This is a genomic window from Posidoniimonas polymericola (assembly GCF_007859935.1).
Taxonomy (GTDB): Bacteria; Planctomycetota; Planctomycetia; order Pirellulales; family Lacipirellulaceae; genus Posidoniimonas; species Posidoniimonas polymericola.
On record NZ_SJPO01000002.1, the window covers coordinates 566860 to 582608 of the forward strand.

13 protein-coding genes are annotated in these 15749 nt (G+C 68.0%); 12 read left to right on the forward strand and 1 reads right to left on the reverse strand.

All coding sequences use genetic code 11. The features are described from left to right. Positions 1-15: 15 nt before the first annotated feature. Positions 16-990, forward strand: coding sequence for an N-acetylmuramic acid 6-phosphate etherase (murQ, locus tag Pla123a_RS06105; protein WP_146584902.1), 975 nt, complete (start codon positions 16-18; stop codon positions 988-990). A 247-nt stretch (positions 991-1237) separates the two neighbouring features. Here murQ and Pla123a_RS06110 read toward each other — a convergent pair whose 3' ends face one another. Then, entirely contained in the window at positions 1238-2314 is a 1077-nt protein-coding gene (locus tag Pla123a_RS06110) for an anhydro-N-acetylmuramic acid kinase (RefSeq protein ID WP_197527727.1), read from the reverse strand. 319 nt (positions 2315-2633) lie between these two features. On the opposite strand from Pla123a_RS06110, the gene Pla123a_RS06115 reads away from it, so the two are divergent. From Pla123a_RS06115 to Pla123a_RS06165, 11 genes are all read left to right on the forward strand, one after another. After that, positions 2634-4223, forward strand: a complete 1590-nt coding sequence (locus Pla123a_RS06115; RefSeq protein WP_197527728.1) for a M14 family zinc carboxypeptidase — start codon at positions 2634-2636, stop codon at positions 4221-4223. Between the two features lie 52 nt (positions 4224-4275). Beyond that, positions 4276-5049 (forward strand): nucleoside recognition domain-containing protein, encoded by a 774-nt coding sequence (locus tag Pla123a_RS06120; protein WP_146584908.1) that lies wholly within the window; start codon positions 4276-4278, stop codon positions 5047-5049. Beyond that, positions 5046-5615 carry a spore maturation protein gene (locus tag Pla123a_RS06125; RefSeq protein WP_146584909.1) on the forward strand — a complete coding sequence of 190 codons (570 nt, stop codon included), beginning with the start codon at positions 5046-5048 and terminating at the stop codon, positions 5613-5615. Before Pla123a_RS06120 ends, Pla123a_RS06125 begins: the two co-directional genes overlap by 4 nt. Positions 5616-5627: 12 nt before the next feature. Continuing rightward, positions 5628-6575: a S66 peptidase family protein gene (locus Pla123a_RS06130; protein WP_146584911.1), complete on the forward strand. Its 948-nt coding sequence runs from the start codon at positions 5628-5630 to the stop codon at positions 6573-6575. 279 nt (positions 6576-6854) lie between these two features. Further along, positions 6855-8036, forward strand: a complete 1182-nt coding sequence (locus Pla123a_RS06135; RefSeq protein ID WP_146584913.1) for a TlpA family protein disulfide reductase — start codon at positions 6855-6857, stop codon at positions 8034-8036. A 62-nt stretch (positions 8037-8098) separates the two neighbouring features. Then, positions 8099-9058, forward strand: coding sequence for a M28 family peptidase (locus Pla123a_RS06140; RefSeq protein WP_146584915.1), 960 nt, complete (start codon positions 8099-8101; stop codon positions 9056-9058). A 219-nt stretch (positions 9059-9277) separates the two neighbouring features. Continuing rightward, positions 9278-10315, forward strand: coding sequence for a class II fructose-bisphosphate aldolase (gene fba, locus Pla123a_RS06145; protein ID WP_146584917.1), 1038 nt, complete (start codon positions 9278-9280; stop codon positions 10313-10315). Positions 10316-10638: 323 nt separating this feature from the next. Beyond that, the gene (locus Pla123a_RS06150) at positions 10639-11937 is read left to right on the forward strand and encodes an alpha-amylase family glycosyl hydrolase (RefSeq protein ID WP_146584919.1); all 1299 of its coding nucleotides are present in this window, start codon (positions 10639-10641) and stop codon (positions 11935-11937) included. Positions 11938-12505: 568 nt separating this feature from the next. After that, positions 12506-13426, forward strand: a complete 921-nt coding sequence (locus tag Pla123a_RS06155; protein WP_197527729.1) for a sulfurtransferase — start codon at positions 12506-12508, stop codon at positions 13424-13426. After that, positions 13423-14238, forward strand: coding sequence for a DUF3891 family protein (locus Pla123a_RS06160; protein ID WP_146584923.1), 816 nt, complete (start codon positions 13423-13425; stop codon positions 14236-14238). The genes Pla123a_RS06155 and Pla123a_RS06160 overlap by 4 nt, the downstream gene beginning before the upstream one ends. A 189-nt stretch (positions 14239-14427) precedes the next feature. Then, positions 14428-15717, forward strand: coding sequence for a peptide-N-glycosidase F-related protein (locus Pla123a_RS06165; RefSeq protein WP_146584925.1), 1290 nt, complete (start codon positions 14428-14430; stop codon positions 15715-15717). The last annotated feature ends 32 nt before the right edge of the window (positions 15718-15749 follow it).

Here is a 15749-nt window from a genome sequence, read left to right on the forward strand (position 1 = left end):
GCCAGCTGATCAAGCATGCTCGAAAAACTAATCACCGAGTCCCGCAACCCGGCTTCGGAAAAGCTGGACTCTCTGTCTTCGCTTGAGCTCGTGCGGCTGATGAACAGCGAGGACGCGAAGGTCGCCGAAGCGGTGGCGCGGGAAGAAGAGCCGCTGGCCCGCGCGATCGAGGTCACCGCCGCCCGACTCGGCCAGGGAGGTCGGTTGATCTACTTCGGCGCCGGCACCTCGGGTCGGCTGGGCGTACTCGACGCCGCGGAGTGCCCGCCCACGTTCCGCTCCGATCCCGGCCAGGTGGTCGGCATCATCGCCGGCGGACACGGCGCGCTGCTCAAGGCGGTCGAGGGCGCCGAGGACGACCCGAACCTCGCCGAGCAGGACATGCGTCGGATCGACGTCGGCCCGCTCGACGTCTGTGTTGGCATCGCCACCAGCGGCCGCACCCCCTACGTGATGGGCGGGCTCCGCTACGCGCGGTCGTGCGGCGCTTATACCGTCGCGCTGAGCTGCAACGCCGGGGCCGAGATCGCCAGCGAGGCCGACCTCGCCATCACGCCGGTTGTCGGACCGGAGGTCGTGAGCGGTTCGACCCGGCTCAAGGCCGGCACCGCCACCAAGCTGGTGCTCAACACGCTCAGCACCGGCGCCATGATCATGCTCGGCAAGACCTACGGCAACCTAATGGTCGACCTGCAGGCCACCAACACCAAGCTGACCGCCCGCGCCACGCGGATCGTGCGCGAGATCACCGGCCTGGAGAGCGACGCCTGCCTCAAGCAGCTCGAGGCCTGCGAGTGGGAGGTCAAGACCGCCATCGTAGCGTGGCACGCCAATGTAGGGCCGGACGACGCCCGCAAGCTGCTGGCCGCTAACGGCGGGCACATCGCCCGCTCGATCGAGAGCATCGACGGCGGCACGCCGATCGCTCCGGCGGCGCCGAAGACGGACGCGGCGAACAATGGCGCCGGCAACGGAGCCGCTTCTCATTGACGGCAGACCCGCCGAAGTTGTCTGCGGCGTCGCTTCGTTTCGCGGCGGTGACGCCACTCGAGAGCCCGTCCCAACCATGCTCGACGGGGCCATCGCCAGGACTGCAGAGGGCCCGATGCCTGCGGAGGGCCCGACGCCAGACCGCATTGCGCCTCAGGGCGGCTTCGATCACCGCTGCTCAGAGGGCCCCAATCGCCGCAGAGTAAGGGTGTTGGCACCGGTTGTCGGCGTCCCGCTCGGCGGCGTGCTAGAAGGCCGTGAAGCCGCCGGTGGTCGGCTCGGAGCAGCCGGTAGTCTCGGGGATGGTGAGCGGCAGTCCCCGCTGGTGCCGCACCGCCAGCCACGCGAAGCACTCGGCCTCGAGCGTGTCGGGGCTGAGGCCGCGTTCCTGCACCGAGCGGACCTCGTCGAAGCACTCCTTGAGCATCGAGATGATCACCGGGTGGTGGACGCCGCCTCCGGTCACCCACAGCGTTCCGGGACGCGACGGCAGCCGGCTGGCGGCCTGGCTGATCGCCTGGACCGTGACCGCGCACAGCGTGGCGGCGCCGTCCTCGACCGTCAGCATCGAGACGTCGATGTGGTCGAAGTCGTAACGGTCGGCCGACTTGGGGAGCTGCTTGTTGAAGAACGGCTCGGCCAGCGCCGCGTCCACGATCGCCTGGTCGACCGACCCCTTGAGGGCGAGCTGGCCGTCGGCGTCGTGCGACAGCCCCGCCATCTCCTGGGCCCACTCGTCGAGCAGCCCGCAGCCGGGGCCGGTGTCGCCGGCGATGATCTGGTCCTCGGGGCCGAGCCAGGTCAGGTTCGCAACGCCACCCAGGTTGAGCACGCCGACCGGGCGTTCGCAGCCCTGGAACAGGGCACGGTGGAACATCGACACCAGCGGCGCCCCCTCGCCCTGCTTCGCGACGTCGTGGCGGCGGAAATCGGACACCACCGGCAGGCCGATCATCTCGGTCAGCAACCAGGGGTTGCCGATCTGCATGGTCAGGTGCTCTCGCGGGACGTGCCGCACCGTGTGGCCGTGGAACCCGACAATGGTCGGCTTGTTCTTGCTCTTCTTGTTCTGGGCCAGCAATTGGTTGACCGCCTCGGCGTGCAGCAGGGTGAGCTCCCGCTCGAGCCTCAGCACCTCGATCAGCGGGACGTCGTGCTGCGAGGCGTCGAGCAGCCGGGCCCGCAGCTCCGGCTCGTAGTTGATGGTCAGGCCACCGCAGAAGTCGATCTGGCTCTCGCCGTCGGTGCGGATCAGGGCGGCGTCGACCCCGTCTCCCGAGGTGCCGCTCATCAGGCCAATCGAATCCACGAGTGCGGTCGCCACAGTAAAATTCTCCGAAGTCGTGTTGCTGCCCGGGGCGCCAACGCCGCGCGGCGCGAACCGGCGACGCCGTCACCGATGTTGTATCCTAGCGCCCCCGACCTGGGTAAGTGCAGGCGACGTGTTTCGCTTCGACCGCCACCCGGCGGCCGCGGCGGCAAAGCGCAGGACGCGACTGGTCGTCAAGACACCGCTGAACAACTGTGCAATCGCCGCCCTCGCTCGACACGACGGACGCACGGCGCTGTTAGCATGTGCCAAGCCCCCGACCGCATCGAACTCCGTTACCCACGCACCTAGCGAACCCACGAGACCGAATCGCATGCCTAAGGCAGCCGCCACTTGCCCGCTTGATGGCTGGACCCACGAGTCTGTCACTCACTATATCGACAGCCTCTTCGATGAGCATCCCGGCTCGGCAGAACGCAGTGTGATTGGCTCGTCCTACGAGGGCCGCCCCATCGAGATGATCAAGCTCGGCGCGGGCCCGCGTCGGGTGCTCGCCTGGGCCCAGATGCACGGCGACGAGCAGACCTACACCACCGCCGTGCTCAACACCCTCCGCGTGTTGATGGACGACCCCGAGTCGCCCCGGGCGGCTGCGGTGCTGAGCGGAGCGACGCTGATGCTGATCCCGCTGCTCAACCCCGACGGGGCCGCCCGCCGAACCCGCATCAACGCGCAGGGCGTCGACATCAACCGCGACGCCCGCGCCCCCGACACCCCCGAGGGCCGCGTGCTGCGTCAGGCCGTGCTGGAGCTGCGGCCCGACTTCGGCTTCAACCTCCACAACCAGGACCACCGCCGCTGGCTCCGCTCCGGCGAGGGGCCGGTGTCGGTCTCGCTGCTCGTGCCGCCGCCGGACGAGAGCAACTCGCAGACACCTTCGGTGGTCGCCGCCCGGCGGGTGGCGGCCTCGATCACCCAGCACGTCAAGCCGCTGTGCGACGGGCGGGTCACCCGCTACGGGGCGTCGTACATGCCCCGGGCGTTCGGCGAGTGGGTCCAGTCGCAGGGCGTGGCGACCGTCCTCCTCGAGGCGGGCGGCTGGCCCGGCGGCGACCTCGCCGCGCTTGAGAACGCCAACTTCGAGGCCTTCTTCACCGGCCTCGAGGCGATCGCGACCGAAGCCTACCGCGGCACGCCGCCCGACGAGTACGACCACCTGCAACGCGCCAGCGGGCACGAGTCGTTCGACCTGCTGATCCATCGGGCCCGGGTGATCCAGCACACCGGGGGGAGCGGCTCGCTGCTCGACCTGGGGATCAACAACCGGGCGAACTCCGCCATGCCGACCCGTCTGGGCGAGGCCCGCATCGACGACATCGGCGACCTGAGCGTCCACCCCCGCGACGCGTGGATCGACGCCACCGGGCAGCTCTGCCTGCCGGGACGCGTGGCCCTGGTCGATACGCCGCTCACAGAGCAGGGCGTTGCGCCAGAGCTGCTCGAGCAAGCCGCCCGCGTAGGCGTCACGACGCTGCTAGTGGGCGTCGACGGCACGAGCGAGCAGCTGGCCCTGCTCGGCAAAATTGTCGATGGGCCGCGCCCGCTGATCAATGTCGGGTTCCTGCTTCGGCCCGAGGCGGCGGGCGCGCTGCACGACGCGCCCGATTGCGTGCTCGGCGTCGCGGCGGGGCCGGCTGCCTCGGGCGTGCTAGCGGCCGCGACCATCGGCGACTGGCGGCAGGGCGCCAACCTGCTCGGGCAGTGTGTCGACGCGTCGGCGCTAGAGATCGCCCGCGGTTCGCTGGCCGATCTGGTCCTGGCGGCGCCGGCAGCGCACGGCGGCCCCCTCGATTCGATCTCGCGCGTCCTGATCGGCGGCACGACCGTGCTGCAGGAGGGCCGCATTGTCGAGCCGGCTGCGGGCCACTGGCTCAAGCGTCGCTGCGGGCTCAACCGGGGCTAACAGGTCCCCTTCCGCACCGCATCAACTACCACCCACCCTCACCGACAGCGTCATGCTCAACCGAATCTGGTTCTGGCTGCTCTTCATCGGGATCGTCTATGGTTTCGGCAAGGGCGTCGTGGAGTCCTACTTCCCACCCGCCGTGCCCGCCGCCGTCGAATCTGACGCCGATGCCAAAGCCGATGCCAAGGTCGATGCCGATTCGCCCGGCGAGCCGGTCGTCGTGGCCAACCCGTTCAAGCAGGCGGGCCAGAACCTCACCACCGCCGCCATCGAAGCGGCCGAGGTGTCGGTAACGATCTGCTTGAACCTGATCGGTGTGATGATCCTCTGGCTCGGCATCCTGCAGGTCGCCAAGGACGCCGGCATGGTTGACGCGCTCGCCCGGCTGCTGCGGCCGCTGATGCGGTGGCTGTTCCCCGACGTGCCCGACGGGCACCCGGCGCAGGGCGCGATGCTGATGAACATCTCGGCCAATATGCTCGGCCTGGACAACGCCGCAACGCCGTTCGGCCTCAAGGCGATGAAGGAGCTGCAGGAGCTCAACTCCGAGAAGGAGACCGCCACCAACAGCATGGCGACCTTCCTGGCGATCAACACCAGCAGCGTGACCCTCGTGCCGATCTCGGTCATCGCGCTGCGGTCGGCGGCCGGCGGCGACCCCGCGGCGCCGGTCGCGGGCATCCTGCTGGCGACCATCGCCAGCACGATCGCCGCGGTGATCGCGGTGCGTTGGCTGTCGAAGCTGCCGGCGTTCTCCGACAACCCGCCGCCGCTCGTCGCCGGGGCCGACGGCGCGTCGGGCGTTGAGGAGGATTCGGTATGATGGAACACATCATTGAGTTTGCCGAGGTCGTCAGCCAGTGGACCATCCCGCTGGCGATGCTGCTGATCGTCGTGTGGGCGAAGATCCGCGGCGTGGCGATGTACGAGTCGTTCCTGGTTGGCGCCAAGGAAGGGTTTGGCGTGGCCGTGATGATCATGCCGTACCTGGTGGCCATCCTGGTCGTGATCAAGGTGTTCCTGGCGAGCGGCCTGTTCGACGACGCCAAGTACGTCCTCGCCGCTGGGCTACGCTTCGCGGGGGTCGAGAGCACCGAGGTGGTCGACTCGCTCGAGCTGCTGCCGCTGGCGTTCTCCAAGCCGCTCAGCGGCGGCGCGTCGCGGGGTCTGCTGGTGGAGATCTTTGACGACGAGCAGCACGGCCCCGACAGCCGGCTCGGACTGACCGCCAGCCTGATGATGGGCAGCACCGAGACCACCTTCTACGTCATCGCGGTCTACTTCGGCGCGGTCCAGGTGCGCCGCACGCGGCACACGCTGCCGGCCTGCCTGATCGCCGACTTCGTGGGGCTGACCGCCGCGGTCATCCTCGGCTTTGTGTTGTTTTAGGGAGTCCGCACCGTGACGCTGTCGAGAATCGTCCCCCCGCCGATCGCCCCCGGCGCTGGCATCGCAATGATTGCCCCCGCCAGCTCGCCCACCGCCGAGCAGGTGGCGGCCGGCGTCGCGGACCTCGAGCAGGGCGGCTACCGCGTGAAAGTGTACCGCCCGCTCAGCGCGCCGGTCGGCTACCTCTCGGGGACCGACGAGGTCCGCGCCGCGGAGGTCATGCAGGCGTTCACCGACAACGACGTCTCGGCCGTGTTCGCCGCGCGGGGCGGCTACGGCGTGGCGCGGCTGCTCGACCGGCTGGACTTCGACGTGATCCGCGCGAACCCCAAGCCGCTGGTCGGGTACAGCGACCTCACCGCGCTGCACGCCGCCCTCGACCGGCACGCCCGGCTGGTGAGCTACCACGCGCCGAACGCCATCGACGGGCTGTGCGGCGGCGGCAAGCTCGACCCGCCGTCGGTCGAGGCGTTCTGGCAGGCGGTCGCCGGCGAGGGCGACTACCTGCTGCCGACCGCCGCTGCCGGGGCAGAGCTGCGGACCGTTGTCGGCGGCGTCGCGGAGGGCGAGCTGGTCGGCGGCAACCTGGCCGTGCTCGCCGGACTGATCGGCACGCCCTACGAGCCCGAGCTGTCGGGCCGAGTCCTGCTGCTCGAGGACCTCGACGAGCAGCCGTACCGGCTCGATCGGATGCTGGCCCAGCTCCGGCTGACTGGCGGGCTCGACTCGCTGGCAGGGGTGCTGCTGGGGCAGTTCACCAACTGCGGCGGCCCCGCTGATGGGACGTCGCCGTCGGCAGACGAGCTGCTCGAGCAGTACTTTGGCGGCCTTGGCGTGCCGGTTCTGGCTGGATTCCCCACCGGCCACACGGTCCCCAACCTGACGCTCCCACACGCGGGGCGGGTGCGGCTGGACGCCGATAGCCAGCGGCTGACGGTGCTGCGGGGCGGACACTGCTAGCGTCCAACAGCTAGTTTCCGCCTGCAGTATCCGCGGGTTTTCTTTCGGTCGTCTGCTGTTCTGCGCGGCCCGGAGAATTGCAATTACCCGCGCCGTAGGCATAATCAGTAGTCCTGGATTCATCACCTACGGTCTCTGCAACGCGTACCTGCCCCCGCCGCCTGGCCCTGCCCGCGATGCTCTGCTGAGCAAGAGACGCTTCCGGTCGCGAAGCGATTATCTTCCGCCGCCCGCCCGCCGGGCCCTCGAATCACGATTCCCGATCTCTAGGACGTTTGAATGAGTCGTTTGTCGTTGCTTGCGAGTATTGGTTTCAGCGTGATTGGTCTCAGTGCGGCGCTGGCCGACCAGGCGGCTGCGGTCACCGACCAGGCTGCTGCGGTCACCGACGAGGCGCCGGAGAACGCCTCGCCCGCGGAGCTGATGCGGTTCATTGAAGCCGAGCCCGCGCCCCCCGCCCGCAACGCGTCCCGCGAGCAGCAGTTCCAGTTCCACAAGCGGTCGTCGTGGGCGAAGGTGCGCGCCGCCACCCGGCTGCTGAAGGTCGGCCGCAGCGAGTCGCACATCGCCACGGCGCTGCAGGCGAAGCGGCACTACCTCGGCGTGCTGGGCCAGCTCGGCGAGCGGAAGTGCCGCGAGGATTCCGACTGCCTGTTGGGCCAGATGTGCGGGCACGACAACCAGGTCATCGCCGACACCGCCCGCCGGCTCTCGGCGTACGAGAAGCTCAACAACTGGCGTGAGCTGCCGGCCAGCGAGAAACGCTCGGTCGCCAGCGAGGCCCAGGCGCTGCTCGAGCAGGCGCCCGATTCGCTCGAGAACGTCCGCCTGGCGTCGAACGTCGCGAACGTGGCGGGCAACAGCGGCGACGAGCCGCTGGCGATTGAGCTGCTCGACTGCATGATCCCGACCTTCGACGACGCGTCGGACGCGGCGATCAAGGAGCTCGCGCCGAAGGTCGAGGGCCTCAGCCGGCGGCTCAAGCTGCCCGGCAACAAGATGCAGCTGACCGGCCACACTGTCGACGGCAGCGAGCTCGACTGGGCCGCCTACCGCGGCAAGGTAGTGCTGGTCGACTACTGGGCCACCTGGTGCGGACCCTGCATGGCCGAGCTGCCCAACCTGCGGCGGTGCTACGAGAAGTACCACCCGCTCGGCTTCGACGTGGTGGGCGTGTCGCTCGACGAGTCGCCCGAGGCGGTCGCCCAGTTCATCAAGCAGCAGCAGACCCCGTGGAAGACCCTCTGCGGCGACTCGCCCGAGAACTCGGGCTGGAACCACCCGATGGCGGTCCGCTACGGCATCCGCCGCCTGCCGCAGGCGATCCTTGTCGACCAGGAGGGCAAGGTCGTCCACCTCAACGCCAAGGGCGACCAGCTCGAAACCCTGCTCGACAAGCTGCTAGCGGACCCGGTGGCCGAGGACGGCGGCGACGTCACCAAGTCGGTTGCCCAGCAGTAACGGGGCGGCGCCCGACGCGGTTGCCCTGGGCACGAATCTGCCGGCGCGCGTAGAATGACGGTATGAACACGCTCTGCCGCCCTGCCCTGTTGGCGATTGCCTGCGCCACGCTGCTCGCCCCGAACTCCCGGGCCGAGGGGCCCAACCCGATCGACGCCGACCGCGCGTTCGGCTACCTCGAGCAGCTCTGCGAGCTCGGCCCACGCCCCAGCGGCAGCGGCGCCATGCGGCAGCAGCAAGACCTGCTCCGCCAGCACTTCGCCCCGCTCGCCGACGACGTCGTCGACCAGCGGTGCACGGCGCCCAACCCGTTGGGCGGGCCCAAGGTGCTGATCACCAACATCATCGCCCGCTTCAACCCCGCAGCAGAAGAGCGGCTGATCGTCTGCGCGCACTACGACACCCGACCCCTGCCCGACCGCGACCCCAACCCCACTGCGGCCCGCGCGGGTCGGTTCATCGGCGCCAACGACGGCGCCAGCGGCACGGCGCTGTTGATGGAGCTGGCCCACCACCAGGAGGCGCTCGCCGGCCCGCTGGGGATCGACCTTGTGCTGTTCGACGGCGAGGAGCTGGTCTACAACGACCGCCGCGACCCCTACTTCCTCGGCAGCACGTGGTTCGCGATGCAGTACAAGAAGGGCAAGCACCCCGGCGGCAAGTACAAGTACGCCGTGCTGGTCGACATGATCGCGGATGCGGATCTGGACCTGTACTACGAGATCAACAGCTGGCGTTGGAAAGACACCCGCCCGCTGGTGCAGAGCCTCTGGAAGACCGCCGACCGGCTCGGCATTGACGAGTTTCATCCCCGCACGAAGCACCAAGCCAACGACGACCACGTGCCGCTGCACAAGATCGGCAAGATCCCGGCCTGCGACATCATCGACTTCGACTACCCCCATTGGCACACGGAGTCGGACGTGCCGCGCAACTGCAGCAGCGAGTCGCTGGCCAAGGTCGGCTGGGTGGTGCTGGAGTGGATCAAGGCCGAGCAGGCCCAGGCCGCCGCGGGCGATTGAGGCGGCGTAGCGCGGGCGACTGGACCCGCCTGGCGCGAGCAAACAGGACGCTCAGGTCCCGTATTTCAGCGGCGAACCGGGCGTCGGAGGGCGGCCGGCCCCCTCGCGTGGGGCGTTCCCTAGTCGGCGGTCCGGGGGTAAACTGTGGCCTCACAACCTGCACGAGTACCCCCCTACCACTTGCGGCTCCCGCCGCCTTTAGAATCTGGAGTTAGTCAAATGCCACTGGTGCCCCTGCGTCTCCTGCTCGACCACGCCGCCGAGAACGAGTACGGCCTGGCCGCTCTCAACGTGAACAACATGGAGCAGATCCAGGCCATCATGGAAGCGGCGGACGAGACCAACTCGCCCGTCATCATCCAGGCGTCCCGCGGCGCCCGGAAGTACTCGCAGGACGCCTACCTGCGGCACCTGATGCTGGCCGCCGCCGAGCTCTACCCGCACATCCCGGTCTGCATGCACCAGGACCACGGCAACAGCCCCGAGACCTGCCAGAGCGCCATCGACAACGGCTTCACCAGCGTGATGATGGACGGCTCGCTGATGGAAGACGGCTGCACCCCGGCCGACTTCGAGTACAACGTGAAGGTCACCAAGGCCGTCACCGAGGCCGCCCACAAGCAGGGCGTGTCGGTTGAGGGCGAGCTTGGCTGCCTCGGCTCGCTCGAGTCGGGCGGCGGCGAGCAGGAAGACGGCCACGGCGCCACCGGCGAGCTGTCCCACGACCAGCTGCTGACCGACCCGGACGAGGCCGCTCAGTTCGTCGAGGCCACCGGCGTCGACGCGCTGGCGGTCGCCATCGGCACCAGCCACGGCGCCTACAAGTTCACCAAGAAGCCCACCGGCGAAGTTCTGGCGATGAGCCGGATCGAGGAGATCCACAACAAGCTCCCCAACTGCCACCTCGTGATGCACGGCTCGTCGAGCGTCCCGCAAGAGCTGCAGGACATCATCAACGAGTTCGGCGGCGAGATGAAGCAGACCTACGGCGTGCCGGTCGAGGAGATCCAGAAGGGCATCAAGCACGGCGTCCGCAAGATCAACGTCGACACCGACAACCGCATGGCCATGACCGGCGCCGTCCGCAAGCTGCTGTCGCAGCACCCGGAAAAGTTCGACGTCCGCGACTGGATGAAGCCCGCCCGCGAAGCCATGAAAGAGGTCTGCAAGGCCCGCATGGAAGCCTTCGGCCAGGCCGGCTACGCCGACAAGATCAAGATCAAGGGCGTGGAAGACTTCAAGAGCTACTACGCCTAAGCTGGTTGGCGTTTGCCAGCGAGCATGAAAAACGAGCCGGCGGCCCGATCGGGCCGCCGGTTTTTTTTGGTTGGCGTTTGTTGATCGCTAGCGACCATCGATTGGTCGGTGTCGTTCTCTTCTGCCTGGAACTTATTTTGATTGGGTCCGCTACTAGGGGACTTCAATGACGCTAGACCGCTTAATCGGGTGCCACCGCGTTTAGTCGAGCGCGCGTTGTCCCGCTCGAATCCTTCGACGCCTGCATTCGGGTTTGGGTTTGTTTGCAAAAACCCACCTCAGGGACTGATCGAGTCTCTCGCTCCCCAGCACTAGGCTGCCCAATGGATGCTTCCGACGTGTGGTACCACCTCTTCCCGCTCGGCTTCTTGGAAGCAGAGGAGGTGAACCCCGATCCGGGTGGCGAGCCTGGGGGGGTGACGCATCGCCTGCCAGCACTCGTGGGGTGGCTCGACTACCTGGTCGACCTGGGCGTCACCGGCGTGCTGTTGGGTCCGGTTTTCGAGTCCGAGACCCACGGCTACGACACGGTCGACCCGCTGCGCATCGATCGCCGGTTGGGCGACGAGGCAGACCTCGTCGCCCTGATCGAGGAGTGCCATCGGCGGTCGCTCGTGGTGGCCCTCGACGCCGTGCTTCACCACGTCGGCCGACGCCACCCGTACTTCCAGGACGTCCTGGCCCGCGGCGAGCAGTCGGCGTACTGCGACTGGTTCGAGATCGACTTCAGCCAACCTGGTCACGACGGCTTCGCCTACGCGAACTTCGAGGGGCACGGTCAGCTCGTGAAACTCAACCACGCCAACCCGCTGGTGCTCGATTGGGCGGTCAACTTTGCGAGCTACTGGATCGAGCGTGGCGTCGACGCGTACCGCCTGGACGCCGCGTACGCCTTGCCGACGCCGTTCGTCTCGGCGTTCGCCAACCGGGTCCGTGGCCTGCGGTCCGATCTGTTCCTTCTGGGCGAGGTCATCCACGGCGACTACGTCCGTACCGCCAAGCGGGCAAGGCTGTCTTCCGTGACTCAGTACGAGTTGTGGAAGGCGGTTTGGAGTTCGCTGAACGACGGCAATTTCTTCGAACTGGCTCACGCGATCCAGAGGCACACTGGGTTCTGCGAACGGTTCCGGCCGTGGACATTCTTGAGCAATCACGACACGACGCACATCGCCACGCAACTCGAGGACAGTCGCCACTGCGGCCACGCGCTGGCCCTCTTGATGACACTGCCGGGAGTGCCTGCGGTGTACGCGGGCGACGAGCAGTCTGCCCGTGGACGCAAGTACGACCGCGAAGGCGGCGACGCCGAAGTCCGACGGCCGCCCCCGCAGAAGCCCAACGAGCTGTCGGGCGAGCAGCTAGCGAGCTACCAACAGCATCAGCAGCTGATTGCAGCGCGTCGGCAGCGGCCGTGGCTGGCGACCGGGGAGGTCAACGTCGTGGAGCTGCAGAACCGCCAGATGACGTACGAAGTTCTTAGCGGCGACGCCCGTGCGTTTGTCGCGCTAAGCACCGACGACGCCCCGACCACCGTGCAGTTGCCCCCCGACCTGCTGCACGTAGCCGGTAACGTGGACACGCACCTGCCGCCGCGCGGTTGGGGCGTATGGGCCTCCGACTAGGGGTCGCAATCATGCTGGTTTCTCGAGCCGTCACCAACTCGTGGCGCGACCACGCCAGGGTTAAGTCTGACGAGTGTGCGGGCGCCTTTCTCAATTTCATGGTGGAGCATCGCCGGACGAGGTGGCGCATATTTGCCACACCGGAGTCGGCGATTGGCCACTCCCCTCGCCGCCGCGGAGGTCGCCTCTGGCCGTGGCGACAACTTCCGATTCGCCCCTCTTTCGAGTGGAAATGGTCCATCTTGTGTGAGCTAATGGGGGCATCCTAGGGACCGTTGCGGGCTGGGCGTGTCCGTTGATAAGGTCCGGAAGATTGGCCGGGATTTTGTCCGCTGCAGCGAGCAGAATCAGACAAAAGTCGGCCGGGAGCTGGCGGCCGCGTGGCTGCAAGTCTTTGTACTCAAACGCCTTACGAGATCGTGGGCGAAATGTGGGGCCCGACTTTTGTCCTTAGGAATCGATGACGCCACGTGGGACAAAACTCAGCAGGGACAAAAGTCCCGCGGGGTGCGATGCTCGCGCGGAGGGTAAACTCACGGTGAGAACGCCTCACCCCACTAGGTTTGCGATGCTACTACCAAGAATCACGCTGACGTTCGTGACGCTGCTTTCCCTCGCGCCTGGAGCCGCGGCCGTTGAGGAGTCCCAACGGTACCCGCGGCCGGAGCTGCTGATCGAGGCCGACGAGCTTATGCAGCGGCTCGGCGACGAGCCGCGGCTGTTCCGCAACCAGACCGAGGCCGACGCCCGGACCAACCCGCCGGAGACGCTCCTCGATGTGCGTTCCGAGAAGGCATTCAAGGCAGGCACGATTGTCACCGCGCGGCACGTCGACATTGGCGCTTGGAAGGCCGCGTTCGGCGACGGGCAGGACGCCGAGGCGTGGAGCAAGCGGCTGGGCGACGTGCTGCTTGGCGAGGACTCAACCGTGATTGTGTTTGACGACGCGGTCACGCCAAACGCCGCCCGGGCGTGGTGGATCCTCAAGTACTGGGGCGTCAAGGACGTGCGGATCCTCAACGGCGGCGTGAAGGCGTGGACCGCCGCGGGCGGTGAGTTTGGCCCGCCGACCACGATGCGGACCCGTGTGCCGATCAAGGCCGAGCCGCACCCCGACCGCCTGGCGACCGCAGCCGAGGTGCTGGCGTTCATTGCCGCCGGCGACAACGAGGCAGTCCTGATCGACACCCGGACCGATGGCGAGAATGCTGCTGGCTACATCCCGACCGCCTGCCACACCGACTGGCAGGAGTGCGTCGACCCGGCGACCGGCAAGATCCGCTCGGCGGAGGAACTTGGAGAGCTCTTGGCGCGGGCCAACTTCGAGCGTAGCGGGCGCACGATTACCTACTGCCAGTCGGGCGGCCGGGCGTCGGTTGTCGCGTTCGCGACCGAGCTGATGGGGGGCGAGCGGGTCGAGAACTACTTCGGCAGCTGGGGCGAGTGGAGCCAACTGCCAGACGCGCCAATCGCGAGGCCGGGCAAGTGATCCGCCGCAGCCTGCCGCTACAAGCCAAAGGGTCGGACGAGCAGCCCGAGTCGTGGCTGATGATCTCGCAGGTCGAGCACGCCCGGATCAGCTGGCAGCTGGCGTCCGCGTGGCGGGGCCTGCTGCCGGGCGCGCCGCAGCCGGTCCGCGACGAGGTGCTGGCGGCGATCCTCCACCACGACGAGGGCTGGAACCAGTGGGCGCCCGACCCGCACGTCGACCCGAAGTTGGGACGGCCCTACGGCTTCACCGAGATGCCGCCGGCCGACGCGCAGCAGATCTGGACCCACTCGATCGACGCCTGTCGCTCCATCGGCCCGCTGGCCGGCTGGATGGTCGCGAGCCACTTCATCGTGCTGCAGGACAAGCAGGACCACGACTACAGCGAGTGGGCGCCGTGGCTCGCGGTGCAGCACCCGCGGTGCGACGCGTGGCTCGCCGAGTGGCTCGCCGCCGATCGGTCGCACACCGAGCGGCTCGCCAACGACTGCCTGGTGCTGCTGCAGGCGTTCGACTGGTTGAGCCTGTGGCTCTGCTGCCGGGCCCCGTACACCGACGCCGAGCCGCACGAGTCGCTAGAACTGGGGCGGGCAGGGGGCCCGATTTCCCCGGTCTGCTTCCGCACAGACTCGCACCGGTCGTCCGCCGACGAGCCGCGGCGGGTCGTGGTCGAGCCGTGGCCGTTCTGGGGCGAAACCTTGCTGCTTGAGGCCGCAACGCTGCTGGCCCCCGCCCGCAAGTACGCCTCGTACCAGGAGGTCCGCGAGGCGTCGCGTGCGGTTCCGAACGGTTGGCTACTCTGCCCCGAGTAGTGCTGACTGCGGCTGGAGACGCTTGCAGCGGGTGGGGCATTTGTTGCAGGTCCGGGGGCCCGCAGCTAGACTCAGAGCAATCGGTCGCGGGTCGAGTGCCCCGGGGCGACCTTCTTGGAACAGAACAGGCGGAGGCCCTGCGGACCATCCTGGCACGATTCCGCGGGCTGCATCAAATCGGAAGTAGACGTGGATAGGCAATTTTGGGGCCGCCTGCGGGCGGTCCGTGCCGCGAGCCGGCCAGGCCGCGGCTCTTGGATCGTGGTCGGGGCTCTGCTCCTTGGTCTTTGCCCCGGCAGCGTTCGTGCGCAGTCGGTCGGCATCTTCTCGAACAGCCGGATTGGATTCGGCAATGGCCAGAACCGCGAGATCCAGCAGACCGTGACGTTCCCGGAGTTCGGCGCGAACGACAAGCTCACCTTCAATTGGGACATCCTCGGCGACCAGGACCCGTGGGACCGGGCGGGCAGCATCCACCTGAACCTGCCGGGCGGCAAGCAGGTGCAGCTCGGCAAGTTCGTGACCGGCTTCAACGGCACGACCTCGCACAGCCAAGACATCTCGGACCTCTCGGCGCTGCTCAGCGGTCGCACGCTGACCGTCGAGGCGCACATCGACACCTGGGTCGCCGACGCGTGGCGGCTGAACGCCTCGGTCCAGGTCGATCAGGACGCCCAGGCCGAGCCGAACCCCGACTGGGCCACGGTCGCGATCCCGCGGGACGCGGGCCTCGGCTGGAACGAGTCGGGCGACGTCTCGCGGACTTACAACCTGGCGGCGCCGAGCAAGATCGAGAACGCCAAGCTGACGTACTTCGCCTCCGGGCACCACCACACCCAGACCAGCGCGAGCGACGAGTTCAATCAGCGGCGCCACCACCTGTATGTCGACGGCGAGGAGGTCTGGACCGGCATCCCCTGGCGGACCGACGGCTACCGCTTCCGCAGCGTCAACCCAACCTCGGGTCGCTGGGACGGCAACGGCAACGGCGACGGCGACACCGACGACCGCTACCCGATCGACACCTGGTCGTCGGACTTCCCCCGCTCCGGCTGGGTGCCCGGCGACGAGGTGACGCCGTACGAAATCGACATCTCGCAATGGGTCGCTGGCGGGGGCCGCCACCAGCTGAGGCTGATGATCGAGGACGTCGACATCAATAGCTTCTGGCGGGTGTCGGCGTGGGTGTCGGGTTCCTACTACCCGACGCCGGAGTTGCCCGGCGACTTCAATGAGGACGGCGTGGTCGACGCCGCCGACTACACCGTCTGGCGCGACGAGGTCACGTACCCGACCGGCTCGACAATGGCCGACGCCACCGCCGATGGAGTCGTTGACCAGTGGGACTACCTCGCCTGGCGGGCGGCCTACGGCGAGAGGCTCAACGGGACCTCGGCTGCCGCGGTCCCCGAGCCAGGAAGCTGCGGCCTGTTGACGCTGGTTGGCTTGCTTGCTGCGGTGCGTCGACTGCGAGACTAGGCGGATCGAGACTAGGAAGATCGAGACTGGGC

Bases quoted from the DNA above. Each gene is read 5' to 3' on its own strand.
- Pla123a_RS06120 (WP_146584908.1), top strand. From the start codon at position 4,276: ATGCTCAACCGAATCTGGTTCTGGCTGCTCTTCATCGGGATCGTCTAT.
- murQ (WP_146584902.1), top strand. From the start codon at position 16: ATGCTCGAAAAACTAATCACCGAGTCCCGCAACCCGGCTTCGGAAAAG.
- Pla123a_RS06125 (WP_146584909.1), top strand. From the start codon at position 5,046: ATGATGGAACACATCATTGAGTTTGCCGAGGTCGTCAGCCAGTGGACC.
- Pla123a_RS06135 (WP_146584913.1), top strand. From the start codon at position 6,855: ATGAGTCGTTTGTCGTTGCTTGCGAGTATTGGTTTCAGCGTGATTGGT.
- Pla123a_RS06155 (WP_197527729.1), top strand. From the start codon at position 12,506: ATGCTACTACCAAGAATCACGCTGACGTTCGTGACGCTGCTTTCCCTC.
- Pla123a_RS06150 (WP_146584919.1), top strand. From the start codon at position 10,639: ATGGATGCTTCCGACGTGTGGTACCACCTCTTCCCGCTCGGCTTCTTG.
- fba (WP_146584917.1), top strand. From the start codon at position 9,278: ATGCCACTGGTGCCCCTGCGTCTCCTGCTCGACCACGCCGCCGAGAAC.
- Pla123a_RS06140 (WP_146584915.1), top strand. From the start codon at position 8,099: ATGAACACGCTCTGCCGCCCTGCCCTGTTGGCGATTGCCTGCGCCACG.
- Pla123a_RS06115 (WP_197527728.1), top strand. From the start codon at position 2,634: ATGCCTAAGGCAGCCGCCACTTGCCCGCTTGATGGCTGGACCCACGAG.